At 47.4% G+C, this 26,952-nt stretch carries 22 protein-coding genes; 20 read left to right on the top strand and 2 right to left on the bottom strand.

All coding sequences use genetic code 11. From position 1 onward, the window contains the following. The first annotated feature begins 70 nt into the window (after positions 1-70). The 3 genes from ACZGCQ_RS13020 to ACZGCQ_RS13030 all read left to right on the top strand — a co-directional run bounded on the left by ACZGCQ_RS13020 (position 71) and on the right by ACZGCQ_RS13030 (position 7,429). Positions 71-2,968: a S8 family peptidase gene (locus tag ACZGCQ_RS13020; RefSeq protein ID WP_481266525.1), complete on the top strand. Its 2,898-nt coding sequence runs from the start codon at positions 71-73 to the stop codon at positions 2,966-2,968. A 145-nt stretch (positions 2,969-3,113) separates the two neighbouring features. Continuing rightward, positions 3,114-5,684: a HAMP domain-containing sensor histidine kinase gene (locus ACZGCQ_RS13025; protein WP_481266526.1), complete on the top strand. Its 2,571-nt coding sequence runs from the start codon at positions 3,114-3,116 to the stop codon at positions 5,682-5,684. 200 nt (positions 5,685-5,884) lie between these two features. Then, entirely contained in the window at positions 5,885-7,429 is a 1,545-nt protein-coding gene (locus tag ACZGCQ_RS13030; RefSeq protein ID WP_481266527.1) for a diguanylate cyclase domain-containing protein, read from the top strand. A gap of 74 nt (positions 7,430-7,503) precedes the next feature. Here the strand turns inward: ACZGCQ_RS13030 and ACZGCQ_RS13035 are convergent, their stop codons facing one another. Then, a complete protein-coding gene (locus ACZGCQ_RS13035) occupies positions 7,504-8,142 on the bottom strand; it encodes a FusB/FusC family EF-G-binding protein (RefSeq protein WP_481266528.1) in 639 nt (212 codons plus the stop codon). Positions 8,143-8,292: 150 nt separating this feature from the next. Between ACZGCQ_RS13035 and ACZGCQ_RS13040 the strand changes: the two genes are divergently transcribed. The 3 genes from ACZGCQ_RS13040 (at position 8,293) to ACZGCQ_RS13050 (ending at position 9,992) form a co-directional block, all read left to right on the top strand. Then, positions 8,293-9,000 carry a hypothetical protein gene (locus ACZGCQ_RS13040; RefSeq protein ID WP_481266529.1) on the top strand — a complete coding sequence of 236 codons (708 nt, stop codon included), beginning with the start codon at positions 8,293-8,295 and terminating at the stop codon, positions 8,998-9,000. A 64-nt stretch (positions 9,001-9,064) separates the two neighbouring features. Next, entirely contained in the window at positions 9,065-9,514 is a 450-nt protein-coding gene (locus ACZGCQ_RS13045) for a general stress protein (RefSeq protein WP_050678937.1), read from the top strand. A gap of 28 nt (positions 9,515-9,542) precedes the next feature. Further along, a complete protein-coding gene (locus ACZGCQ_RS13050; RefSeq protein WP_481266530.1) occupies positions 9,543-9,992 on the top strand; it encodes a universal stress protein in 450 nt (149 codons plus the stop codon). 40 nt (positions 9,993-10,032) lie between these two features. Here ACZGCQ_RS13050 and ACZGCQ_RS13055 read toward each other — a convergent pair whose 3' ends face one another. Then, the gene (locus ACZGCQ_RS13055; protein ID WP_029343330.1) at positions 10,033-10,224 is read right to left on the bottom strand and encodes a hypothetical protein; all 192 of its coding nucleotides are present in this window, start codon (positions 10,222-10,224) and stop codon (positions 10,033-10,035) included. Between the two features lie 134 nt (positions 10,225-10,358). Here ACZGCQ_RS13055 and ACZGCQ_RS13060 point away from each other — a divergent pair, with 134 nt between their 5' ends. From ACZGCQ_RS13060 to galE, 14 genes are all read left to right on the top strand, one after another. Beyond that, on the top strand, positions 10,359-10,802 hold the full coding sequence (locus ACZGCQ_RS13060; protein WP_029343331.1) for a MarR family transcriptional regulator: 444 nt from the start codon (positions 10,359-10,361) through the stop codon (positions 10,800-10,802). Positions 10,803-10,832: 30 nt separating this feature from the next. After that, positions 10,833-13,499: an MMPL family transporter gene (locus ACZGCQ_RS13065; RefSeq protein ID WP_047391618.1), complete on the top strand. Its 2,667-nt coding sequence runs from the start codon at positions 10,833-10,835 to the stop codon at positions 13,497-13,499. A gap of 84 nt (positions 13,500-13,583) precedes the next feature. Beyond that, complete coding sequence (locus tag ACZGCQ_RS13070; RefSeq protein WP_481266531.1) at positions 13,584-14,432, top strand: MBL fold metallo-hydrolase; 849 nt, start codon at positions 13,584-13,586, stop codon at positions 14,430-14,432. 78 nt (positions 14,433-14,510) lie between these two features. After that, positions 14,511-14,639 (top strand): hypothetical protein, encoded by a 129-nt coding sequence (locus ACZGCQ_RS13075; RefSeq protein ID WP_255415721.1) that lies wholly within the window; start codon positions 14,511-14,513, stop codon positions 14,637-14,639. 107 nt (positions 14,640-14,746) lie between these two features. Then, a complete protein-coding gene (locus tag ACZGCQ_RS13080) occupies positions 14,747-15,451 on the top strand; it encodes a hypothetical protein (protein ID WP_481266532.1) in 705 nt (234 codons plus the stop codon). Between the two features lie 110 nt (positions 15,452-15,561). Beyond that, a complete protein-coding gene (locus ACZGCQ_RS13085) occupies positions 15,562-16,722 on the top strand; it encodes an ROK family transcriptional regulator (RefSeq protein WP_481266533.1) in 1,161 nt (386 codons plus the stop codon). A gap of 221 nt (positions 16,723-16,943) precedes the next feature. Then, the gene (locus ACZGCQ_RS13090; RefSeq protein WP_087681912.1) at positions 16,944-17,426 is read left to right on the top strand and encodes a hypothetical protein; all 483 of its coding nucleotides are present in this window, start codon (positions 16,944-16,946) and stop codon (positions 17,424-17,426) included. 29 nt (positions 17,427-17,455) lie between these two features. Then, on the top strand, positions 17,456-18,766 hold the full coding sequence (locus ACZGCQ_RS13095) for an ABC transporter substrate-binding protein (RefSeq protein ID WP_050678942.1): 1,311 nt from the start codon (positions 17,456-17,458) through the stop codon (positions 18,764-18,766). Positions 18,767-18,838: 72 nt separating this feature from the next. After that, positions 18,839-19,801 carry a carbohydrate ABC transporter permease gene (locus ACZGCQ_RS13100; RefSeq protein ID WP_023466969.1) on the top strand — a complete coding sequence of 321 codons (963 nt, stop codon included), beginning with the start codon at positions 18,839-18,841 and terminating at the stop codon, positions 19,799-19,801. A gap of 13 nt (positions 19,802-19,814) precedes the next feature. Continuing rightward, entirely contained in the window at positions 19,815-20,600 is a 786-nt protein-coding gene (locus ACZGCQ_RS13105; protein WP_023466970.1) for a carbohydrate ABC transporter permease, read from the top strand. Positions 20,601-20,625: 25 nt separating this feature from the next. Further along, positions 20,626-22,620, top strand: a complete 1,995-nt coding sequence (locus ACZGCQ_RS13110; protein WP_481266534.1) for a beta-galactosidase — start codon at positions 20,626-20,628, stop codon at positions 22,618-22,620. A 14-nt stretch (positions 22,621-22,634) separates the two neighbouring features. After that, the gene (locus ACZGCQ_RS13115) at positions 22,635-24,758 is read left to right on the top strand and encodes an alpha-galactosidase (protein ID WP_481266535.1); all 2,124 of its coding nucleotides are present in this window, start codon (positions 22,635-22,637) and stop codon (positions 24,756-24,758) included. Further along, positions 24,755-25,927, top strand: coding sequence for a galactokinase (locus ACZGCQ_RS13120; protein WP_481266536.1), 1,173 nt, complete (start codon positions 24,755-24,757; stop codon positions 25,925-25,927). Before ACZGCQ_RS13115 ends, ACZGCQ_RS13120 begins: the two co-directional genes overlap by 4 nt. Continuing rightward, positions 25,928-26,926, top strand: a complete 999-nt coding sequence (gene galE, locus ACZGCQ_RS13125; RefSeq protein ID WP_481266537.1) for a UDP-glucose 4-epimerase GalE — start codon at positions 25,928-25,930, stop codon at positions 26,924-26,926. Positions 26,927-26,952 lie beyond the last annotated feature (26 nt).

A 26,952-nucleotide genomic window follows, 5' to 3' on the forward strand; every position in this document is an offset into this window, starting at 1 on the left:
AAATATCCATTTTATCCAGTTACTGTTTATAATCAAGATAAAGTACATCGATCTTGAAGGAGGAACATCTGTGAAGAAACTGGTGATTTGGGTCATGCTGAGCTGTCTGATTTTGACGCTCGGAGTCGGACCTACGACGGCAAAGGCAGAAACAGCTCTTGCTAAAGCAACACTCTTGAAAGCAGGACAAGAGACGACTCTTGAAACGGGAACGGAAGAAAAGAATACATATTGGTACCGCGTCAATCATGAAGCGGGTGTAGAGAAAAACGCGTCTCACTTCGAACTCTCAATCGATACGGATCAATTCGTTCAAGTAACGGCTTATCCGAGCGAAGCGATGGCTGCGGAAGAAGATACGTTTGATCGTTACCGGATAGAAGCGGAGCCTAATGAAAAAGCTCTGACGAAATTAGCCGTTCCATATGCATGGGATGGACCGTATTATGTCAAAGTCGAATATTACCCGAACATCGAAGAAGGTAAGACGACGAAAGCCGCTCATGTCAAATTGACGTACAACAATGTCAAATTGCCGGTTGAATATGAGCCGATTAATGACATCAGCTGTATGGCGGAAGAAGCACTCAAGCAAACAAAAGAAGAAAAGCCGATGCTTGCACTCATGCACTCGATCCAAAAGCAAGTATTGAGCCAATCGGATGCAGGGCGTGCCTTGACATCGCTTTACTACAAAGCGTCTCCTTACGTCGTCAAAACGCTATTATTCAATAAAGATAAGCGTCAACAAGCATATGAAGATTTAAAAACATTGAAGCCTGCGATGGAATCACTCGTACGTGGAACATCGTACACGTTGACGAAAGCCGATCAACAAGCTGTCGATCGTCTCTACAAATTATCACGTGAAGCATCACCTGCTGTGATTGCGGAAGAGATTGATGGATACGCGAACAAAATGGAGATCTCAAAATTAAGTGGTAGTTCGTTAAGCGAAACATTCCAGTCGATGGGAATGAGTATCCAAGCTAAAGAAGCTACACGTTACATCGTCAAATTAAAACCAGGTAAAATGAACCGTTCGATGAAGATTGCGGGTGTTCAGGCAACAGACGTGGAACGTTTACCACTTGGGAAAGCCGGAGACTTTGTCATCGTGACGGAAGATCCGACTGTCAAAGGACAATCGGCGGCAGCATTAAAACAATCACTCAACCGTTCGTCAGCGGTCGAGTACGTTGAGAAAGTTCAGACGTACCGTGCGACAAGTGATATCAACTTCGATTATCAATGGGCTGTCAATAAAAAGACTGTCTTTGAGCAATTCGATAATGTTGGAATCGGTTTTGAAGCGTTCCAACAGCGTTTCGGATCGAAGAAATTAGCGCCTGTTAAGATTGCGGTCATCGATACAGGTGTCGATTATCGTTTGAAGGACTTACAAGGAAAAGTTGATATCGTAAATGAAAAGAACTACGTTTCTGTTAATGGAGACGGGGACGCGATTGATGACAACGGTCACGGAACACACGTGGCGGGAGTCATCGCGGCAACGATGAACAATGATTACGGTATCCAAGGAATTTATCAATCGGCACAAATCCTGCCGGTTAAAGTCTTGAATGCGAACGGCGAAGGAGAAACAGACGCAATCGCACTCGGGATTAAATACGCAGTTGATCACGGCGCAAAAGTCATCAACATGAGTCTTGGTGGCGGTGAAAGCCGGACGATGGCTTATATGATGAAGTATGCAGCGGATCATGGTGTTACGGTCGTTGCGGCTTCAGGAAATGACTACGACATGATGGTTGGTTACCCGGCGAGTTCAGAATACGCAATCTCTGTCGGAGCGACGAACCCACTCGGAATGGTCGCTGATTATTCAAACTACGGTATCGGACTTGACGTCGTGGCACCAGGATCAAAAGTCGCTAGTTTGATTCCAGACGGTAACACAGTGTACATGGATGGAACAAGTATGGCTTCTCCACACGTTGCAGCAGTAGCGGGAATCTTGAAGTCACTGAATCCGAAATTGACGCCTACAGAAATCGAACAGATTTTGCGTAAGAGTGCAGAACCACTTGCATTCGAAAATCCGAACGACTGGTTCGACTTCGAAGAAGATGAAGATGGGGAAAAGATGGAACCTCAGTTCCCAGCTTACGTCAGCCCGGTTTCTGGATACGGGAAAGTCAGTATTCCACGCGCGATTTCTCAGTTGAACTTGAACGGGAACGTCAACAAAGTCTATGACAACCAATTGTTTGTTTCTGGAACAGTCAAGACCGGAACAAAAATTGAAGTCTGGGCAGCCGTCGTAACGAAAGATAAGAATGACAAAGAAACAACAACGAATAAAAAGCTAGCTACGACAACGGCACAAGCAGGAAAATACAGCGTGAAGATTCCGCGTCAAAACCAAAAGACGGTTCTGACAGTTCGCTATGCGAATGGATTAGACGTTACATCGGAACGGACAGAAGTCCTTCCTGGAAAAGCACCAAAAGCACCGAAGGTCAAACCAGTTCTTGCTGGTGCGACAAAAATGACAGGTACAGCTCTTGCGGGTGGTACGATTACCGTCAAAGATGCGAAACAAAAGAAAATCGCTACAGCAAAAGTTGATACAAAAGGTCACTTCAATGCGAAATTACCAAAACAAGTCGGTGGTTCAAGCTTGATCGTCACAGTAACGGATATTGCTAAACGTACAAGTAAACCAACGATCGTAAAAGTCCTACCAGCCCCAGCGGCACCGAAAGTGAAATCCGTCTATGCCGGACAAACGAAAGTAACTGGGACAGCTGAAAAGAAATTGAGTGTCTATGTAAAAGATGCGAAGAAAAAAGTCATCGGAAAAGGAACGGTTTCTGTAAAAGGAAACTACTCTGTTAAAATTCCGAAACAAAAAGCAAAAGCGAAACTTTCCGTCTATGTTAAGAATACACGCGGACAAGTCAGCCCTGTGACATCCGTGACAGTGAAGAAAGCGAAGAAGTAAGCGTATAAAAAGACCTTTTTTCGGGTACATTCCGAGAAAAGGTCTTTTTTCGTATATCCTAGCTGTTGCTTACTAAGCGTTTCTATTATATTAAAAGAAACAAATGAAAAAGCATCATTCAGTGAATGATGAGGAGGATACATTCATGATGAATTGGATTCGGCGACGAATCGGTCGGCAACTGCTGACGGTTTTTTATGCGGTACTGATCGTAGTATCGATTACTTCGTTCTTCGTCTATGACTATATGGAGGGACGAATCGAAACATCTAAACAGAATCTTGAAACGATCAGTGAACAAAATCGCCGAGCCAATAATCTATGGGACAATTGGCAGACGGTTCAGTTTGGTTTACGCGGATTCGTCATTTTTGGTAACCAGGAACGGTTTGATGAAATCCAAGCACTCCGAACCGATATCAAAAGTGAGACGGATTGGTTCATGCGAAACGCAAAAACGGATGAAGAAGAAGAATTCGCGGCACAGATGACAAATTTATATGAATTGTACTATGATGCCTTGTTCCCGTTGACCCAGTCTTACGTCAATGAAAAAAAGGAAAATCGGATCAATGAGGACTTTTTACAAGGCGATAGTCTGTTTTCCTTACCGATTGCAAAACGACTCGTCGAACAAGGACGATTGAAGCCGACCGCGGATGGTTCGATTGATATTACACCAGATATTGAAAAAGCAGCTGCCGCACTTAATGAATACCGGACGAATCTCAGCCAACAACAAGAAACGGCTGTTGGGGAACTGCGAAGTGAGGTTGCAAAATCACAATGGATTTGGATATCGAGTATCGTTGTACTCGTCGCCTTCATACTTCTGTTCGTTCACCCGTTCCTCCGCCGGATGACGCGTCAATTACTCCGTTTGATCGATGATAATCAAAAACTCGCTCGCAAGGAAGCGATTAAAATTGACAAATCTGCCGAACAGCGACCAGACGAAATTGGATTACTGCGTGCTGCCTTTAACCGGATGGTCGTGACGACAAATGCTCACACGGATGCGATGCAAGGAAAAAATGAAGAGTTACAGGCGCAAAGTGAAGAACTACTCGCGCAACAGGAAGAGTTACAGGCGCAGCAAGAAGAACTCGAAGAAGCGTATCAAACGACGAAAAAGAATGAGGAAAAGCTCCGATTACGTAGCGAACTGACAGAGGCGCTTGCTGTTCGCGAAACCGTCGAATCGTATCCGGCAATCGTCCAGAAGATGATTGATATCACCTCTTCAGAGTACGGTGCCCTATTGCTCTATGAAGAAGGAGAATTCATAGGTGCGACGACGAATGGGATGACGATGGATTATTTAAAAGTTCTCCTGAAAGATGAGATGTCCGTCATCAATCGCGCGGTTCGTGAGATGAAATTCATCCAATCAGAAAAACGAGTGACGCGTCAAAAAGACCATCCGTATTCGTTCAGCACGTATGAAGTGACGATTCCGATCGAAGATCCAGAAACGCATGAATTGATTGCAGCGATTTATTTGGTTCGTTATAAATCTGCCTATAAAGGGCAACAGTTGACCGATATTCGCGAGTTTGCACAACAGATGACGTTATCGCTTCTACGAACGCGTTCGTACGAAGGGATGCGTCAGGAAAAAGAAAAGACCGAGCAAGTATTGGATTCGATCCGGGAAGCGATCATCTATCTCGAGGATGGAAATGGAGAGTTGTACGTCAACCGTCCGTTGTTTGAGTTGATTCCGGAGCTACAATCAGAGTTTACAGAAGACCGGACGTTACCTTCGAGTCAGTATGTCATCGATGTGATGCGCCAGTTGGTCGATGATGTTGAAGCCTTTAATACGTATCTGGATTTGATTCGTGCCGGTGAAATTTCACCGGATAAGGTCCGGTTTGACGTTCGAAACAACACCGCCCATCTAGAAGTCTATGCGGAACGTATTGATGTTGTCGGCGGATGGAAGGGAATCATCCTTGTCTTACGGGATATTACCCGGGAAACAGAGGCCGATCGTCTCAAAACAGAACTTGTCTCAACCGTATCGCATGAGTTGCGAACACCGCTCTCATCGATTTATGGTTTTACGGAATTGATGTTGAATCGAAAAATCGATGATTCGAAACAGCAGAAATATCTAGCGACGATTCACAATGAGACGGAACGGTTATCGAACCTCGTCACGGACTTCTTGGACGTTCAGCGGATGCAGTCGGGTGGACAGTTATACCAAATGGCACACCTCGATTTGTTTAGCCTGACTGAACAGGTGATGTCCCTGTATGACGCTTCAAGTGAGCGACACGATCTTCACTTGCAATTGCTCAGTCCAGATCGTCCGTTCATTTTAGGCGATGAGGACCGGATCAAACAATTGATGAGTAACTTGATCAACAATGCGATCAAGTATTCTCCAGACGGTGGGCGTGTGGATGTCTGGATTGATACGAAAGACGATCAAGCCATCATTGAAGTAAAGGATGAAGGAATTGGAATTCCGCATCATGCCTTTGCCCACTTATTTGATAAATTTTATCGTGTCGATAATTCCGATACTCGTCGCATCGGGGGGACGGGACTCGGGCTATCGATTTGTAAGGAAATCGTCAAAGAACATGAGGGCGTCATCCATGTCGAATCTGAAGTAGGAAAAGGCAGTCGCTTCATCATCGTGTTACCGCTTAGTCTAACCGAATCGATCGAGTCGACGGAAGAAAATCGACGTTCTAGTTAAAGACAATATGATACGTTACGGTTAAACCGTGTTCAGACCGATTAGGTGTGAGCACGGTTTTTTTTGTGCAGCGTTCAAAATTGTCAAACTTGAAAAAAGAAAGTAATAAAATAAAAAAAGAGTGAATAAACAGCACGCATGAACCGATATACCTGTAGGACAAACGAACTATGGTTAAAAAAGGGAAGGGAGGGATCGTCATGTATCAGAAATGGTTGGGAGTTGTCATCAGTTGGCTTCTCATTCATATCGGTTGGGTGACGTATGTGGGAACGGATACGGTAATCGGACAAGTCGTCAACAGTCTGTTCACGATCGGTGGCGTATCGATCTCCCTCTATTTGATTTGGCGGGCACAGCGACGTCAGAAAAGACGCCCTTTTACGTATCGATTATTTCTCTTATTATTATTCGCTAATGCGATGCTTGGTATCGGTGAATGTGGACAGCTTTTATACTTCCTCGAGGAACGAACACGAACGGAACCGTTTGATTGGATCGATTTGATCTTTAGTCTTCAAATCTTGATCTATATCATTGCTTTCGGTTATTTCCTTCGCAATCGACGACGTGAGGTCAATTTACGGGTCTTTTTATTTGATGAGTTCATCATTTTAGTCGTTGCTGGATCTCTTTCGTGGCACTACTTAGTGACACCATATTTAGAAGCAAATGCGTTGCTGACGATCGAAACGATCTTATGGCTTCGTTATCCGATTGGTGATTTATTGTTGCTCGGTGGAATGATTGTCCTATTCTTTGGTTTGATGAAGCGTGGCAATGGTGGTTCGTTATTATTGATTCTACTTGCGTTTCATTTTCAGTTACTCGCCGATTTACTATACGTCGTACTGGAACGATTTGATTATCCGATTCCTTCAAGTTGGCTCGATCCATTATGGTTAGCGACCGTCATGATTGTTGGGCTTGCTGCGTATCGCTTTGACGCTGACGAGGAATCCATCGTTCCTTTTGACGTCACACGGAGATGGATCGATGTCTTGCGCTTGATTACACCTTACTTGTTTTTATTGATTTTATTCGTGACAATGGCGCGTCAGACGATCAGTTGGAACGGTTTGACGATTGGTCTGATGATTGCAATCCCGTTATTAATTTCTCGTCAAATCCGAATCGTCGTTGATAATCAACGATTGCGCGAAAACCTTGAAGCAAAGGTAGAAGAACGAACGGAAGCATTAGCATCTGCCATGGAAGAGATGCGTCATATGGCATACCACGACGCCTTAACAGGGTTACCGAACCGTTATTTATTTGCGCGATTGTTCCAAGATGCCTTGTACCGGGCGGAAGCGAGTGAAAGACAAGTCGGCTTATTCTTTATCGATATTGATCATTTCAAAGAAATTAACGATACGTATGGTCATCGTGTCGGAGATCAGCTCATCATTGATGTTACGGCACGCATCCAAAAGAAGTTACCACCCAATACGGTAATCTCAAGACAAGGCGGTGACGAGTTCGTCGTCTTATTATTCGACGTTGAACAGGAATCAGAAATCGAACAGTGTGGAGAGCACCTCGTTTCCTTATTCCGACAGCCGTTTCATCATGGCACCATTCCACTTCCCGTAACAGCAAGCATTGGTGGAGCGATCTATCCTACCCATGCTGCTTCTCGATCGGACTTAATCGAGCAAGCAGACCTAGCGATGTATGAGGCGAAACGGCGCGGGAAGAATCAATTTTGTTTGCACGATGCAGAGATAACAAAGATGTATTGAAGTCATGTCACTAAAAACACGCTCGTATGCTGATCCAGGCGGACCAGTCATACGAACGTGTTTTTTGATGCGTATCATTTCTTTTGCGTACGTGCTAAGAACGTTTCAATGACTTCTGGATTCGTCACAGCCTGATTACATGCATCGCTGTCGATACACATATGATGACCGATCGTCTGGTGCTGTTCACCGGAACGACGTGTCGTTGCGGTTACGAGTGTGATGTCACTGTACGTGTGGCAAATCGCACAAATCCCTTTTTGGATCGATGGCAGATAGGTTCCCTCGACGCCGATCCATTCACCATCTAAAGGATAGACGAAGTATTTTTTTCGATTCCCGGTATCGTTCCAGCTTAAAAACGTCGTGTGAGCCCATTCGAAGGAGTGAAGTGGCGGAACATGTAACTTTTTCGTTTTTTTGAAGAGCTGACGGATCCGTGATTCAGAAATGCTTGGAAACGGTTGGACGAACGGTTCGACGTGTGCTAAATACGCGAGGAGATCTTGTTCGGATTCAGCGTCACGAATGTTCGTCAACAGCGCTTCCTGTTCTGGTGTAAGTACTGGCAATAGATCGAATATCTTTTCAGCGGCACTGTACCGGACAGCATCACGAACATCCGGATCATGAACGGCAGCAAATTGATGTTGCAACAGATCGACTTGATTTCGAATGAAATTATATTGAAATGGCATTAAGAACGCATTCATCCTCGTTCCTCCTTTTCTTTTCATCGTACCGGAATTTGGCAACCGAACAAAGCGACATTTTTGTTTTTCTGCCACCTACAGCGGGAATTGAATAACAGAATGAACGAGGAGGTGAAGAGGAACGTGCAGTATTTAACATTTTTACGCCTCATGAATATAGGAGCATTCCTCTTTGCATTGCTAGCGCGCGTCGTTTGGTCAAATCCGGTCGCCATTCCTGCGTTGCCTCTTGTTCCAGCACCTTTTTTTGATGCGATTACAGGTGTCGTATTCACGACGTTGTTAATTTGGTGTATTCGACCGGTTCGTGCCTTTCCCGCAGATCGAGAACTGATTGAAGATATCGGAGGATGGCTCGCGTTATCGCTCGTGACGCTGGGGGTTAGTAGTATGACCGGACCACCGTGGGAACTCGTCTGGACAACGATTTCATTCATTAGTCTGTGCTTAGTTTATATGAAAATTCAACACCATCCTCGCCGATCGCCTTGGATGCGCTCTCCGATTTCAGTCCTGCTCTCCTGGATGAGTACGATGCTGTTGATTTTACCATTTCGGATTTTATCCGATTTTCAGTTTACTTCGTTATTTGGTCTTTCTGAACAGCAATGGAGTACGATCGCACTCGTCGTAGCGATTACCGGCGGACTATTGTTCGTCGTGATTCATTCTGATTGGGTGTTTGGCCTCGCGCTCGTCTGGTATTTGATTGGATTGTTCTTTAATGATCGTCTCGTTCTCTTACAACAAATCGTGACGGGGATCGGGATCGTAGGTGCTTTACTGTTGTGCTATTACGTCTTTTATAAACGGCAACGTCTTTTTCGACAGCAATCACCGAAGTCTTCTTCGTCTTAGTCATGTTTTAGGTGAATTTGGGGTATATCCCATATAGCTGTTATAAAAGGGGGAGACGTGTGTCATGGGAAAAAAACAATGGATTGGTGTCTATCAAAATGAAACGGATTTGATTCGAAAAATCGAGGATTTACATTTTGCGGGTTATTTAGAAGAGGATCTATATGTCGTGTTACAAGACAAGACCGATATGGCGATGTTACGTGGACAATCAGCGGCTCAACTCGTCTCCGGGAAACGGACGCTGTTTGAGCGGTTTACAGGCAAACCGGCTTCGGCTGAGGAAATTCAAACTGCCTTTACGGAACTTGGGTTACCAGAGTCGGATATTCGTCAGCATGTCTTACGTGTCCAGCAAGGTGAGTATGTCCTGTTAGCAGACGAGGCAGGAGCAGCACGTCCTGCGCCGGAACCAAAAAGTATTTTGGAGACCGAACCAGAAGGGATCGAGGCAGAACGGAAACTTGATCACGAAAACCGCGCCCTCGAAAATGAAAATGACCGGATGCTGTAAGAGAGTCGTGCAGAAAGGATGATTCTTGATGGAGAGCCAGTATCATACGATTTTAGTGGCAGTCGATGGATCGAAGACAGCAGATCTTGCCTTTGAAAAGGCAGTGAAATTCGCAAAACTCGATCGTGCTAAACTCGTTATCGCCCATGTCATTGATATTCAGACATTTGCTAATGTACGTGCCAATAAGCGTTTCATTGATCAAAACGTCACGGAATATGCACAAGGACTGCTCGATCGTTACGAGAAGCGGGCACGAGAAGCAGGCGTCGAGACAGTTGAACTGGTCATCGAAAATGGCTCTCCCAAAACATTGATTCCGAAGGTCATCGCACCACGTGTCGGTGCTGGGTTGATCGTCTGCGGAGCGGTCGGGATGAATGCGATGGAACGCATCATGATCGGGAGTGTCTCTGAAAACATCTCCCGTTATGCAAAATGCGATATCTATATCGTCCGTCCTAAAACCTTGAAGTGATAAAACACAGCACACATCAGACGATGTGTGCTGTTTCATATCATGTTAAAAAATAATAGAAGATGCCTAATAAAATCAAAATGATCGGAAGAAAAATAAAATACATCCAAGACATGTTTTTGGCCGAAGTTTTATGGTCATACTTTTCTTCTGCTGGTTGCTTGGCAATCCGTAACGTAAAGACAAGACCTACGAGACAGATGACTAACGCAATCCAAAACAAAGTCAACATAAGCAAGCTCCTCTCTTCCTTTATCATACAGAAATTGGTCATGTTCTGCATCGGTAAGTTGTGACAGTTTAGAGTTGACAGCCTTCTAGTTGAGGGGCTAAACTAACTTCATAAGTTTAGGGGGTAAACTAAAAATGAAAGACAATTTACGTGAAGCGGTCCTCCTGTTTGAAGAAGTCATGATCCACGGGACAGAACGTGTGTTGAAGTCGGTCGAAGCACCCGTTTGGCAAATGTATTCACCGGAGCAACTTCATGTGTTGAAGCTCGTCGGAAAATATGGACCGATTTCGTCCGGTCGTCTCGCGGCAGTGCAGGGTGTTCACAAAAGTGCCATCTCGAACCGGCTGAAAAAGTTGACGGAAAAAGGTCTCGTCATCGTCGAACGACGAGAAGACGACCACCGGACGAAGTACATTTCGCTGACGGAATCAGGTCGGTTAGTGGCAACAGAAGCGGAGCAAGAAATCTATACGTATCTTGAGAATTTGATTGAAGGAAAGGTCGAGGAAGAAGAAATCATTCAGTTCATCGAAACCTTCAAAAAGATTAAAGAGATTTTGCAGTTGAATGACTAAAAACAGATAGAAGGAAGAGGAGAATCGGATATGCGACAAATCGTCAAATGGCGCTGGGCAATTCTTGCGTTATTGCTCATCGTTACAGTAGGTTTACTATTTACGGCACCAAACTTGGCTAAACAAGCAGAAGAAGCAGGTGCGATTCAGCTTGCAAATGATGCTGATTCACAGCGGGCAGCTGATATTCTAGAAAAAGCGGGGGCCAGCGAAGAAACGATCTCGCTTGTCATTCCGCTCAAAGACAAAGTCAGCGATGCCGATCGAAAGTCGATCGGACAAATCGTTCAGGATTTAGAAGCACTTGATCGTCCGGTCACGGATGTGCTAGATCCGTTTGAAAACAAAGAGACGGAAGGACAGCTCGTCTCAAAAGATAAAAAGACGGTCCTCGTGCCGATTACAGTCGACGGTTCGCAAGAAGAAATCGTCAAACTGGCAAAACAAATCCGGACGGATCTCTTACCAAAGGATCAAACGATCTATCTAACGGGTGAAGCGTTAATCAACGATGACGTTAATACGAGTTCACAAGAAGGATTGAAGCGGACAGAACTGATTACCGTCGGATTGATTTTCGGACTGCTTCTGCTCGTTTTCCGTTCAGTCGTCACACCGTTCGTCCCACTCGTTGCAGTTGGGTTTACGTACCTGATCAGTCAATCACTCGTTGCCTTTTTCGTCGATTGGTTCGGCTTCCCGGTATCGAACTATACGCAAATCTTCCTCGTCGCCATCCTGTTCGGGATTGGGACGGATTATTGTATCTTGCTCCTGAGCCGGTATAAGGAAGAGTTGACGGCAGGGCACGACGTTGAGACAGCAATCGTCAACACGTATAAGACAGCAGGGCGTACGTTATTAATCAGTGGTCTCGCTGTTCTTGTTGGTTTCTCAGCGATCGGTTTTGCGGACTTCCCGATCTTTAAGTCATCGGTCGCCGTTGCGGTCGGGATTGCCGTACTCTTACTTGTTTTGTTCACACTCGTTCCATTCTTCATGGCGACATTAAAAGAAAAGCTATTTTGGCCATCTAAGAAGGCAGCGAGTCACCAGGATAGCAAGCTCTGGGCACATTATGGTGGATTATCAATCCGTCGTCCGTTGCTTGCGATGATCATCGTTGCAATCGTCACGGTCCCGACACTCTTTACGTATGATGACGACCTCTCGTTCAATACCGTCGATGAGATTGGTGCGAAGTATGAGACGGTCAAAGGACTCAATGCGATCTCGGACGGATTTGGAGCAGGTGAGTCGCTCCCGGTCAACGTCATCCTCAAGAGTGATGATGATTTGATTACGGAAAAAACAGTTCCCTATGCGGAACAACTCAGTCGTGAACTGGTGAAGATTGACGGGGTCAAATCGGTTCGTTCGATTTCTCGTCCGACAGGCGAAGTCATCAACGATTTCTACGTCGATCGTCAATTAAAACAAGTTGCTGATGGCATGAAAGAAGCAACAGCTGGTCTTGGGGACGTTCAGTCTGGTCTGACGACCGTTGAAGATAATCTCAACGGTATCACAGGACAGCTACCGGCAGGAGACGCGGCTTCAGCAGGTGCGAGTCAGTTGCAACAAGCAGCAGACGGACTCGGGCAAATCAACCAACAGTTGACGCTTGTCGGTCAAGGGTTACAATCGACCCAAAACATTCCGCAAACCGTCGGAACGTTGAATGCCTTGTCTGGTCAATTGAGCCAAGTTCAAGCTGGCATTAGTCAAGCAGCGAGCGGTATCGCGTCTCAAGGAGCGCAAGCCGGTCAGTTGGGGAACGGATTAACACAACTTGCGGATGGTGTCGGTCAAGCGAACGAAGGACTGACGAAAATTGAAAGTGGTCTTGAGGAAATCTCGGATCTTCTGACCGAGATGGGACAAGCGACATCGATTCGGGGGACAGGTGTGTTCGTACCAAAAGATACGCTATCGGATAAAGCCTTTAAACCAGCGATTGATCGTTACGCGATTGATCAACAGACGGGATTGAAGTTCGAAGTCATCCTCGAGGATGATCCGTATTCTCCAGAGGCGATTCAAACTGTCGCTGCGATCAAAGAGACGACAGCGAAGACAATCAAAGATACACCATTTGAAGACAGCAGTGTTGCATACGGTGGGATCTCAAGCGTCAACAGTGACTTAAATGATACGTCGAAAGCCGATTTCAAACGAACAGTGACCGTCATGCTAATCAGTCTCTTCGTGATTCTGGCAATCATGTTCCGTTCGTTGATCATGCCGTTGTTCATGATCGGTTCGTTATTGCTGACGTATTATACGTCGATGTCGATCGCAGAGCTGATTTTCGTCAACGGACTCGGATATGACGGTATCAGTTGGGCCGTTCCGTTCTTCGGATTCGTCATGTTGATTGCCCTTGGTATCGACTACTCGATCTTCCTACTCGACCGTTTCCGGGAAGAGACGATCAACGGACTCGATACGAAGGAAGCGATGTTCCTGTCGATGAAAAAAATGGGGTCTGTCATCATCACGGCAGCGATCATCCTCGCGGGAACTTTCGGAGCGATGATGCCGTCTGGTGTCTTGAGTCTTGTTCAAATCGCAACGATCGTCATCACAGGTCTACTCTTGTATGGTTTGATCGTCTTACCGCTCTTGATTCCAGCGATCACGGTATCGTTTGGTAAAGGAGTCTGGTGGCCGTTTCGACCAAACGCTAAAAAATAATAAATAACCAGACCGGGTTCGTCTTCTAGATGAACCCGGTTTTGTCATGACGTATACTAAGAGCAGATGATAAGGAGGTAGGATATGCAACACTTCAAACAATTGACTTCACGGATTTGGTATCAGACACCGGTCAGCGAGACGGATCGACCGATTCTTGCTGTCGTGCGTGGGGAGAAGCATCAATTGATGATTGATGCGGGAAACTCGTCAGCCCATGCAACACTATTCTTAGAAGAAATGAAGATACACGAACTTGGATCACCTGACTTATTGGCATTGACGCATTGGCACTGGGATCATATCTTTGGAATGAAACATCTTGGTCTCCCATCAATCGCGACCAAGCAAACGATCACGCATATGAAGGAGATGCAGCCGTATGCCTGGACGGATGAAGCGCTGCAAGAACGAATGGATCAAGGCATCGAGATTCCGTTTTGCGCCGACGCGATCAAGCTCGAGTTCGGAGTGACGCGCGATATCGAAATTGTCTTACCGACGATCGGCTTTGAAGGACAACTGGAGCTCGATTTAGGTGGGGTGCATTGTCAACTGATCGAAGTCGAAAATGATCACTCTCCAGGAAGTCTATTTGTCTACATTCCGGAAGAACGTGTCGTGTTCTTAGGTGACGCCATGTATGCTGATATCTTTTCACCGAAGCGAAATTATACGGTGGAGCGGACGATGCGTTTATTAGCGACACTCGATCGTTTAGATGCCGACTATTATATCTGGTCGCATGGAGAAGCGATGCCGAAGTCGGAATTTGAAGAAGAGGTTCAGGTATTGCGTCGAGCCATTCGCGTAACGGAAGCGACCGGGGGACGACTGAAGGACATGCGAACCTTGTATGCAGAAGAGACCGGACGATCGTTGACAGAAGACGAGACCGAAACATTGATTTATTTTGCAAATGGAATGAAATGACAGATCATAACAAGGGATAGAATGGTGAATGTCGAAATGAATAAAATACTACGAGCTTGTTAAAGGGAGCGGTACTGTATGACGAAGCCAAGATTCGAACGGGATGAAACCGTCGATCGCGTCTTTTTTGGGAAAGCGGGCATCTTCTCATTTTTAATCATCGTCGGAGGCATTCTATATCTACTCTATGATCTGTATCTACAATGACCGGGACGCATGCGTTCCGGTTTTTTGAATTCAGGGGAGTGCATGAAAACCAGATATTGGGTAATAACTTGCGTGAGGCTGTTAGCGAAAGTGAGAGGAGATGTCGGATGAAACGAATTCAAATTGCGGATTTTGATCGACGCATGCCGTCGATTGAACTGGTCGAAAAGGATGATCACTATGAAGCGATGCTTGTTCCGAGTTATGACCATACGTATCCTTCGACACAAATCCGGACGATCCGCTTAGCGGATATCTCCGTCAATCTGATTGTGACTCCGCAAGAAACACTGCTTGTTTCTGCGCTTTTTCATAAACCGGTTCAAGTGACGGATATTGTTTCCTGGATGCAGCTGTATACGATTAGTTTTGCCCAGTCGGATGAGACTGGTTATTTTGTCGAACAAGCAGATGAAATCTTAGAAGTTGTCTTGTATCAAAAACATCCGATCGTCATCGCGACACGTGGTCAGGATCGCTTGTATTACGATACGACGGGGGCGATCGAAGTCCGACGGGCGATGAATGAATCGGTCGGCGAGCGTCCGTTACTTTATTTGAATGGGGAAGCCTGGTACGGTGTCCCACGCTTGACGTTTAATCGCATGAAGGATGAGTTACACGTTAACGGCACATTTCTTTATGCGGATTACATGGATACGTATCACGGAAAAATCGGTTTCTTTCGCGAGAATGATCCTTCTCTACCAATCGTCTTGCTCGTCGGTCAAGCCATCGTTGAAATCGAACTGACCGAGAATCCGGACGGTTCACGCGTCCTGATTTTGGAACAACCGTATGACGAAGCATGAAAGTGCACAAAAACCGTTCGGCAGATGAACGGTTTTTGTGTGAGACCGTGAAATCCCTTACAAAATATGCGAAGATAGTAAAGAGACAGACCGAAGGGGTTGAGGGGGATATGGCGAAAGAAACACCGCGTAATTCTAAATGGATGCGTTCCTATAATCGAGCACTCGTCTTGCGATTGATTCGGATGCATCAACCGATTTCGCGGGTCGAGTTAGCACAACGGACGAACTTGACGAAGCCGACGGTATCGAACATCGTCAGCGAATTGATTGCAGAACAACTCGTGACGGAGCGAGAGCTTGGGGTATCGAACGGGGGACGAAAACCGATCATGCTCGAACTCGTCGCAACAGAGCAATACGTCATCGGCATCGATGCAACGAGTCACCAATTCATCGGTGTCGTTGCTGATTTAAGTGGCAACACGATTCATGAGTCCGAAGCCGTGGGACGCTTTGAGACGAATGAAGAACTGATTGAAGCAATCGGACGCTTATGCGAGACCTTGATTGCACAGACAGAAGGACGGGGAACGATTCACGGAATCGGGATCTCCGTCCACGGGATGGTCAATCCGGAGACAGGTGTCATTCTTTTTGCTCCACGTTTCCACCTGCATGACGTTGAGTTGAAGGTACAACTCGAAGCACGTTTTGACTATCCTGTCTTCATCGAAAATGATGTCCGGGCACTCGCTTCGTTTGAGTTATTGTTTGGTGAAGGCGTCGGGGTCGAACAATTTTTCTATCTCTATGCTGGGGAAGGTATCGGGGGTGCTTATGTGCTCGACGGACAGCTTGTCGATGGACAACATCATATTACGGGAGAGGTCGGACATATGCGTCTTGATCTCGACGGTCCGATTTGTTCGTGCGGGAACCGGGGATGTCTAGAAGCACTAGCAGGTGAAAAAGCACTATTACGGGATTATGCGGTCGTTGATCCACAAGTCTCGACGCTTGCTGATTTGCGCAAGCGGTTGAACGAGGGAGATGAGCAGGCGGTTCGTGCGTATGAACGGGCGGGGGAATATATCGGAATCGGTGTCTTGAATACGATTCATCTCCTGAATCCACGCCGGATTTTACTTGGGGGACCGATGTTTGAGCTCGCACCCACGATCGTTGATCAAATCAAGGAACGGGTCGAGCACACGGCGTTGACCGCTGCTTCACGTGAAACCGATGTCAAGATGGTTCCGTGGAGTGAAAAACAGGGAGCACTCAGTGCTGCGGCCCTTGCAACAAACAGTTTATTTCAAACGATTTAATGCACCGATTCCGTGTCTTGCGAACCAGCAGGAGATGGAATCGGTTTTTGTTATTCAAAATAATTTAATGAAACCGTTTACAAATTAAAAAGTGATGTGCTATAGTCGATGTAAAGTTAGATAATAAATTTAATTTACTAAGTTCATGGTCAACTAAGTGGAGGTGGATGCAGGTTAGCAGGGGCTAATCAAGCTGAAGCAGGAAAGGGAGGCATCGCGCAATGGAACCACACGATCCATGGGTTTCGTACCGTGAAGCTTTCGGGCGTTACGGAGCAATCCGCGGTTTTTATTTTCATCGGTCGACGCAACAGATGACAGAACAAGGTCCAGGCGATGTCCCGACAGACGAGCAGGATATCGTGCTCGTCCGACCACGACGTGACGGTGTGTTTCAATTCCGGATGTCATCGGTACAAGGGGTTCTGACGATCCGTTCATCCGAGCTACACATTCGAAAAAATGAGAGCGGATACATTGAATTACGCGCACTCATGCAACACATGCGCTCTGCCGGTTGTTTGACGCTCGGTGGGGAGTTCTATCTCTTCGTCCGACCGGACGTCGATACGCTGGCGTACCGTCTTCGATTGATTGCCCGCGTATTGATTCAGCTACAGGGAATGCCGATTCAGACGAAAGTGATCGAAGAATGGTGCAAACAAGCACAAATTGAAGGGGAACACGCTAGACGATACGCTTGACTACTTACACATAAAAGGGGAGCTCTTACATGAAATTCAAAAAAACGAAACTCGTTGCTGCAGCATCAGTCCTGACATTATCCGCATTCCTTGCTGCTTGTGGCGGAGAAGATGAGCAACAAACGAAAACGAAAGACGGTAAGACGATCGTCACATGGTGGGGCTGGGCACCACAACCAGAAGCGGGGAAAGCAGTCGTTGATGCGTTCAACGAATCGCAAGATAAATACGTCGTTCAATTCAAACGTTACAGTGAAGACTATGAAAAACAATTACAAGTTGCGATGTTGTCAGGTAAGGGTCCAGATATCATTGGTCTAAAAGAACCGATGATCCAGCAGTACAAGGATCGTGTCGTACCAGTTGATTCGTACATGGATAAAGCAGCCGGCAAAGGCTGGAAAGACAAGTTCGTCGAGCTCGGAATCGAACAGACGACACTCGACGGTAAACAATATGCGGTCCCAATCGGATTCACAGGTCAAGCGTACTTGATGTACAACAAGACGATGCTTGACAAATACGGCGTGACACCACCGAAGAACTACAAAGAAACAGTCAGCGCAGTCAAGAAGATCAAAGACTCAGGCGACAAAGTCATCCCGCTCATGCTCGGAGCTAAAGATGCGTGGATCGATATCGACGTCTACAACGTCCTCAGTCACCAAGTGGCACCGGGTTACATCCAAAAAGTACTCTCGGGTGAAGCGAAGTGGACAGACGACGAGATGGTCAAAACAGCGCAAATCTGGCAAGACCTCTTCAAAGATAAAGTCTTCCAAGAAGGTGCACTTGGTCTCGCGACATACAATGACGGGATGAACCAATTCTTCGATAAAAAAGCAGCAATGTGGGTCATCGGTTCATGGGAAGCACACTCGATGACAACGAAAGAGAAAAAAGAAAAATGGAAAATCGATGATGAGCTCGGATTCGTTCCACTCCCGAACTTAGCAGGCGGAACAGAGCAACCCGTCATCGCATCGATCGATATGGCACTTGGTGTCAACAAAGAGTCAAAACAACAAGAAGGTGCAGCAGAGTTCATCGCCTTCATGAGCCAAGGAAAAGGACAAGAAGTCTACATGGGTGAGTTCGAGATGGCACCTGGTATCAAGGACGTCAAAGTCGATTCAGATGCTGCCTTTACATCAGAAGGTGAAAAAGAGTCGTACAAAATGTTAAATGACACATTAGCAAAAGCGGTTGCTAGCCGTGGAATCCGGGATACGAAATTAAACGATATCCTCGGTAAGGAACTTCAAAACATTGCGACAGGACAAGATCCGAAAGAAGCATTACAACGCGTTCAAGACGCAGCGGATCAATCAGCGAAATAAGACTCGACAGTGAAGTGGTACGCCTGCGTGCCACTTCCTGATTTTTGGACTTGAGGAAAGTGGGGAATCCATATGCAGACAGAGCGACAGGAATTGCCGATTAAACCAAAAGCAGAACCGCTCCAGCCGGTAGCGACACGTACGCCTGCGCCAAAGAAGAAAAAGAACATGAAGCGGAACATGGTCGGATGGGCCTTCGTTGCCCCAATCGTCTTGTTCGTCGTCAGCTTCATCTATTATGGGATCTTCTACAACGCCTATAACTCGTTCTTCTCGTGGGACGGAATCTCGTTTGACAAAGCGTTCGTCGGACTCGACAACTATGCTGAGATGTTCCAAGATCCAGACTTCTATCTCTCGCTGAAGAATACGTTCATCTTCACGATTTTAACAGTCACGATCCAAGCCGGTATCGGTCTTGTCTTGGCGTACTTCCTGCATACACCGGGACCATTGCGGACGGCGATGAAGTCGGTCTTCTTCTTCCCGGTCGTCTTGAGCCCTGTCGTACTCGGTGCGGCATTCTCACAAATCTATGATTTCCAGTTTGGTTACATCAATGAGTTCCTCCGTGCAATTGGTCTCGGTAGTCTCGAACAGAACTGGCTCGGTGACCCGGATATCGCGCTTTATTCCGTTATTGCGATCAACATCTTCCAGTGGACGGGTTCTTCGATGGTCATGTATTACATGGCGATGCTGACGATTGAGAAGGAAATCTTCGAAGCAGCAAAAATCGACGGAGCTGGATTCTTCCGGACACTGTGGAGCATCGTCTTCCCGAACTTGAAAGGAACGACGTTCACACTTTCAATCCTCGGTGTGATCGGTGGTCTGAAGACGTTTGACTTAGTCTGGATCACGACAGCCGGTGGACCGGGATCGTCGACAGAGTTCATTTCGACTTATCTATTCCGGAAATCGATGTTGCAACAAGAAGTCGGTTACTCGAGTGCTGTTGCCATCATCCTATTGACGATTGCCTTGCTCATCACGTACTTCCAATTGCGCGTACAAAAGAAAATGGATAACTAAGGAGGAACGACCCATGGATGTAGAATCTAAAAAAAGCCGCTGGATGATCAACCTTGTATTGGTGCTGGCATCAATCGTCTGGTTATTCCCGATTTTCGTCATGTTCAAAGAGAGTCTCCGAATCAATGGATTCGACAACTATATCGCGACACTGCAAAATCCGAACTTCCCAACGTTCGTCTTCAACAGTTTCTTTGTCGCCTTCTTCATGATCATCATCTCGATCACGATTTTGGCGTTCGCGGCGTTTGCCTTCTCGAAACTTGAGTTTGCTGGAAAACGTCTTTTGTTCAACATGGTCTTAGCGGGGCTGATGTTACCCGTCGCTTCGATGATCGTTCCATTGTTCTTTACGCTCCGTTCGTTTGACGGACTGAACAACCACTGGGGACTGATCGGAGCGGAGGTCGCATTCTTCTTACCATTCGGTCTGATGCTCATCAAAGGATACTTTGATGAACTGCCAAATGAATTGATGGAAGCGGCGTATATCGATGGAGCGACGATTCTTGAAGTCTTCTTCAAAGTCATGCTACCACTCGCAAAACCAGCGCTCGCAACAGCTTTAATTTATGCGTTCCTCAACTCATGGAACGAATACTTGATGGTTCTTACGTTCATGACGGATCCTGCCTATCAGACAGTGACGATGGCACCAAGTTTCTTCAAGGATGCACTCGGTGGGGATCCAGGAAAAATCTACGCATCACTTGTTTTGATCAGTTTACCGACAATGATCTTCTATATCTTCTTCCAACGTTTCTTCCAAAAAGGAATGACGGCGGGTGCAGTAAAATAATTGTTTTTGCGTAAGGGGGAGCACAATGTATTTAGGAGTCGATTATTATCCAGAACAAACACCACGAGCAATATGGGAGGAAGACTTCCGACTGATGAAGGAACTTGGCGTCAACGTCGTTCGTCTCGCGGAATTCGCTTGGTCCATGATGGAGCCGGAAGAAGGCGTCTATGACTTCAGCTTTTGGGATGACGTCATCGAACGCTTGAGTGCAGAAGGATTCGATATCGTACTCGGGACACCAACTGCGACACCACCGGCTTGGTTATGTACGAAGTATCCAGAAATCTTACCGGTTGATGAGAACGGTGTGACAATCAGTTTCGGTGCCCGTCGCCATTATACGGTCCACAGCGAAACGTATCAGCGTCTATCCGTCAAGATCACGGAAGAGATGGCGAAACGATACGGTCAACATCCTCGTGTCATCGGGTGGCAAACGGATAATGAATACGGGCATGAGAAATCGGATCGTTCTTACGGGGATGTCGACCGCGCTGCTTTTCAGCGTTGGTTAGAGAACCGTTACGGAACACTCGACGCCTTGAACGAAGCATGGGGAACCGTCTTCTGGAGTCAGACGTACACGGCGTGGGAGCAAATCCCGGTACCGCGTAAAGTCTATCAGGAACATAACCCATCCCTGCTCGTCGACTTCGATCGCTTCTGTGCCGACGGCTATACGTACTACAACAAGTTACAAGTCGATGTCTTACGTCGCTACATTCCAGAGGACGTCTTCATCACGCACAACCTAGTCTACAGTGATATGGCAGTCAACCAACAGCAAATGGCGCAAGACCTCGATTACGTGGCATTCGATAACTACCCAGTCTGGGGTGGACTACCGGAGCCGAACCGGTTCGAGAAGATGGCAAGTGATCACGATCTTTGCCGCTCTTCGAAGCAAGGAAAAGGGTTTTGGGTCATGGAACAATTGAGTGGCGCACAAGGCTGGAGCAAAATCGGTTACTTGCCGCGACCAGGGCATATTCGCCTCTGGACGTACCAAGCGGTCGCGCGGGGAGCAGAAGCGATCGTCTACTTCCGCTTCCGGGCTGCTCATTTCGGAACAGAGGAGTTCTGTCACGGCATCATCGATCATGACGGAAAACCAAAACGGAAATTCGAAGAAGTCAAACAGATCATGACAGAACTGAATACGTACGGCGATGAGATCAACGCGAGCCGTTATGACGCGAAAGTCGGTGTCTATTTCGATCAAGAAAACGTCTGGGCGTGGACACACCAGCCGCACAGTGATGCGTTTGATTTCCGGACGGAGTTCGTCCGCTTCTATGGTGGAGCGGTTCGTCAACAAGTCGCAACTGACATCGTCTTCCCGGGTGATGATCTATCTCGTTATAAACTGATCATCGTTCCGCTCTATTTCTTAACGAATCCAACGTTCGATGACGCCTTGATCGCGTACATGGAACAAGGTGGTCACGTCATCTTCACGTACCGGACAGGCGTCAAGGATGCACGGAACCATGTCGTACCAACGACGTTACCGGGTAAATTCGCGCCGTATGCCGGAATCGAAATCGACGAATACGAATCACTCCAGTCCGTTCAACAACACAAGGTGGCAGGCATCGGCGAGATGGCAGGACAATCCTCAACAGCCCGCCTCTGGTGTGATCTCATCACACCAACGACAGCAGAGACGCTCGCTGTCTATGAAGATACGTTCTATGAAGGTGTAGCGGCTGTAACGCGCAATGCCTATAAAGGAATGATTACCTACATCGGCTCATCGATTGATGATGCGATGATCGATACGATTTACCGTCAAGCGTTCACTGAGGCCGGCATCGAGATGATCGAGGCGCCGGATCAAGTCGAAATCGTGCGTCGTCACGGCGAAAAACGCGACTTTCTCTTCTTGATGAACCATGACACGAAGGAAACGCGGGACGTCACGTTAGACGGAACATATAAAGCATTGATAAACGAAGAGACATATCGTGGAACGGTCCAGCTCGCACCACTTGAGACACTGATTCTGACGACGTAAGGAGGAAGAGAACCATGGCAATCTTTGAAGTAGCAGGACGTCGTTTCGTCATCGAAGGGAAACGGGTCGCTCACGTCGTCACGATTGGTGCGAACGGCAAGCTGATTCACACGTATTTCGGTGTCAAGTTACCATATCGAGATGATTATGAAGCGTTACCGAGTCCGGTCGTCGCACACAGTTCGTTTGAATCACCAGACGGTGTCGCGACATACGATTTCGTACCATTCGGTGAGATGTTGTATACGGAGCCGACATTAAAATCGGAACGAGAAGACGGACAACGGATTCACCAGTTTCAGTTTGAACGCTCTGAGAAGACAGAAACGAAATTGACGCTCTGGCTGTTTGATTCCTTGCAGGAGATGCGTGTCGGGGTTCAGTACGAAGTGTTCGCCGATTATGACATCATCGGTCGTTCAATCGTCGTCGAAAACACGGGACGACTACCTGTTCGTTTAACAGCAGCCCAGTCCTTTGCGATGGGACGCTGGCATCAACCGAATCTAAAACTGCATCATTTCGCTGGGATGTGGACAGGTGAGTTCAAGAAACAGATCACACCGGTGACACCAGGACGCCAGACGATTGAAAGTCGGCGTGGGGTGACGAGTCACCAAGCGAATCCCTGGTTCGCACTTGAGCAGGACGCGACAGAGGATAGCGGTGAAGTCGTCTACGGACATTTTGCTTATTCCGGCAACTGGGCGATTCACGTCGAACAAGATGCGTTCGGTTTCGTTCAGCTATCGGGCGGCATGAATCCGTTTGACTTCAGCTGGAAACTATCCCATCAACAGCAGTTGACGACACCAACATTCTACATCGGGTATGCGGACGGTTTCGCGGATATGAGTGCTCATGCGCATGCCTTTCAGCGGGACGTCATCATGCCGCGTGCGACGGAGCGTCCTGTTCTCTATAACTCATGGGAAGCGACGTATTTCGATGTGACGGAATCTGGTCAACGTGAACTCGTTGATCTTGCAGCAGGAATCGGTTGTGAACTGTTCGTCGTCGATGACGGATGGTTCGGCGAACGCCACTCCGATCAAGCGGGACTCGGTGACTGGCATGTCAATCGGGAAAAGTTCCCGAACGGTCTAGAACCTTTGATCTCGTATGTGAAACAACAAGGCTTACAATTCGGTCTGTGGGTCGAACCGGAGATGGTCAATCCAGATTCTGATCTATACCGGGCGCATCCGGACTGGATTTACCATGCACGGGATGCGGTCCGGACGACGTCCCGGAATCAATACGTCTTAAATCTCGGATTACCAGAAGTCGAGCAATTCATTCTCGAGATGATGGATGACTTGTTGACGCGTCACGCGATCGACTACATCAAATGGGACATGAACCGTGCCTTCTCGGAACCAGGTGTTCCAAAAGATCAGACGGATCGACAACAAGAACTGTGGAAACGTCATGTCGATGCATTGTACCGGATCTTTGATGAATTGCGTCGCTTGCATCCGACGGTCGACTTCGAAGCCTGTGCCGGTGGTGGCGGACGGATCGACCTTGGAATCCTCTCACGGACGGAACAAGTCTGGACGAGTGATAACACCGATCCACTTGATCGCTTACAAATTCAGCATGACTTCTCGTACGCCTACAATGCGAAGATGATGAGCTGCTGGGTGACGGACGGACCAAACTGGTTGAATGGACGCAACGTACCACTTGCGACGCGATTCGTCTCTTCGATGCAAGGCACACTCGGCATCGGTGGAAACTTAAGCGAGTGGTCAACGGATGAACTTGCGGAAGCAAAAGGCTGGATCGAGACATACAAAGCGATTCGTCCGACGATTCAACGCGGCATCCAGTACCGCCTCTCTGCTTTTACACAACAGACGCCAAGCGTTATGCAGTATACATCAGAAGAAGAAACGGTCTTGCTCGCGATCGCGCCACTTCGACAATACGGAACACACCAGTATCACTTCAAGCTCAAAGGACTCGACCCAGCAATGCGTTATCAAGTCGAGGACCGGACGTTAAGCGGCGCTTACTTGATGCAGCAAGGCTTGACGTTCTCATACACGACGGACTATGAAGCCCGCTGCTTGCGGATTCAGCCAGTCCACCGTGCGCTTTCACTACTCGAATCAAAGGAGACGATCGTATGACAGACCAGACGTTAGAAGCACAATTTGAACAGCGGTTTGGCTCACCGTTGACGCATCGCTTTTTTGCACCGGGACGAATCAATTTAATCGGCGAACATACGGATTATAATGGCGGTCACGTCTTTCCATGTGCGTTAACGTTCGGTACGCATGCGATCGCGCGAAAACGAGACGATCAACGCTTCCGCTTCTATTCATTGAATTTTGAGCAAGACGGCATCATCGAAGTCGCACTCGACGAACTCGCGTACGACGCGACGCACGGTTGGGCGAACTACGCGAAGGGGATGATTACAGTCTTACAGGAAGCCGGGTACCGGATCGATACAGGATGCGACATCCTGATTCAAGGTGACATCCCGAACGGTGCCGGTCTTTCGTCATCGGCTTCGCTTGAACTCGTCATCGGTGTTTTGCTCGATCGATTATACGGATTAGAGATTCCGCGTCTTGATCTCGTCCGGTTCGGTCAACAGGTCGAAAATCGTTATATCGGGGTCAATAGTGGCATCATGGATCAATTTGCGATCGGTATGGGAAAAGCGGGAGCGGGATTGTTGCTCGATTGTGAGACGCTCGACTATACGTATGCGCCACTCGACTTAACGGGGTATACGATCATCATCATGAATACGAACAAACGCCGTGAACTGGCGGATTCGAAATACAATGAACGCCGAGCAGAGTGTGAAGCGGCACTCGCTTATCTCAATCAGTTCACGCCACGGGAAGCACTCGGACAATGGACGACGTCAGAATTCGCGAAAGTCGCATGGGAAGACGAACGTTTGATGCGTCGCGCCCGCCATGCGATTTCAGAGAATGAACGAACACTTCAGGCACTAGCAGCACTCGAAGCGGGAGAACTGACGACGTTCGGTCAGTTGATGAACGCGTCACACGTTTCATTACGGGAAGATTATGAAGTGACAGGGATTGAACTCGACACACTCGTTGAAGCCGCTTGGGAACAACCGGGTGTGCTCGGTGCGCGGATGACGGGTGCTGGTTTTGGGGGTTGTGCGATTGCAATCGTCGAAGACGAGGCAGTCGACGCCTTCAAACAAACGGTTGGCACACAATATGAAGCACGGATCGGTTACCCGGCGACGTTCTATACGGCGACGGTCGGTGACGGAGCACGTGAAATCGAACGGGAGGTCATCTAAATGGCAACGTTAGTCGTAGGTGGAGCCGGCTATATCGGCTCCCATGCCGTCTATCAATTGATTGATGCCGGAAAGGATGTCGTCGTCATCGATCATCTGCAGTCCGGACATCGTGAAGCGGTTCATCCGCAAGCACGTCTATATGAAGGAGACATACGCGATCGTGCTTTTCTCGATCGCGTCTTTACGGAAGAGACGATTGAACAAGTCGTCCATTTCGCTGCCTTTTCACTCGTCGGTGAGTCGATGGCGGAACCATTACGCTATTTTGATAACAACGTCTACGGCACACAAGTGTTGCTCGAAGCGATGACTGCTCATGACATCAAGCAAATCGTCTTTTCTTCGACGGCAGCGACATATGGTGAACAGGAGCAAATGCCGATTCTCGAAACAGCGGAAACGCGTCCAACGAATGCCTATGGCGAAACGAAGTTGATGATGGAGAAGATGATGCGATGGTCTGAACAAGCGTATGGCTTACGTTACGTCGCGTTACGTTACTTTAATGTCGCCGGTGCACGGGCAACCGGAGAGATCGGGGAAGACCATACACCAGAAACACATTTGATTCCACTCGTCCTTGAAGTCGCCAACCGACAACGGGCAGAAATTTCGATTTATGGCGATGATTATCCAACGCCGGATGGCACGTGCATTCGTGATTACATCCATGTTGAAGACTTGATCGATGCCCATATACGAGCACTCGATTATTTAGCGAATGGCAACGACAGTACGGTCTTTAACCTCGGTTCAAGCCAAGGGTTTTCCGTGCGAGAAATCATCGAAGCAGCTCGTCGTGTAACGGGACATCCGATTCCGGAACGAATCATCGAACGTCGTGCAGGGGATCCGAGTATCTTGATCGCCGGATCCGCCAAAGCAAAAGACGTTCTCGGCTGGACACCACAACGCACCGACATCGAAACGATCATCCGTGATGCTTGGAATTGGCATGCGCACAATCCAGAAGGATACCGGACGAGCGTTCGTTAAAGAGAGACAGAATGAGGAGAGTGACG

Source organism: Exiguobacterium sp. HSB13 (genome assembly GCF_056764755.1).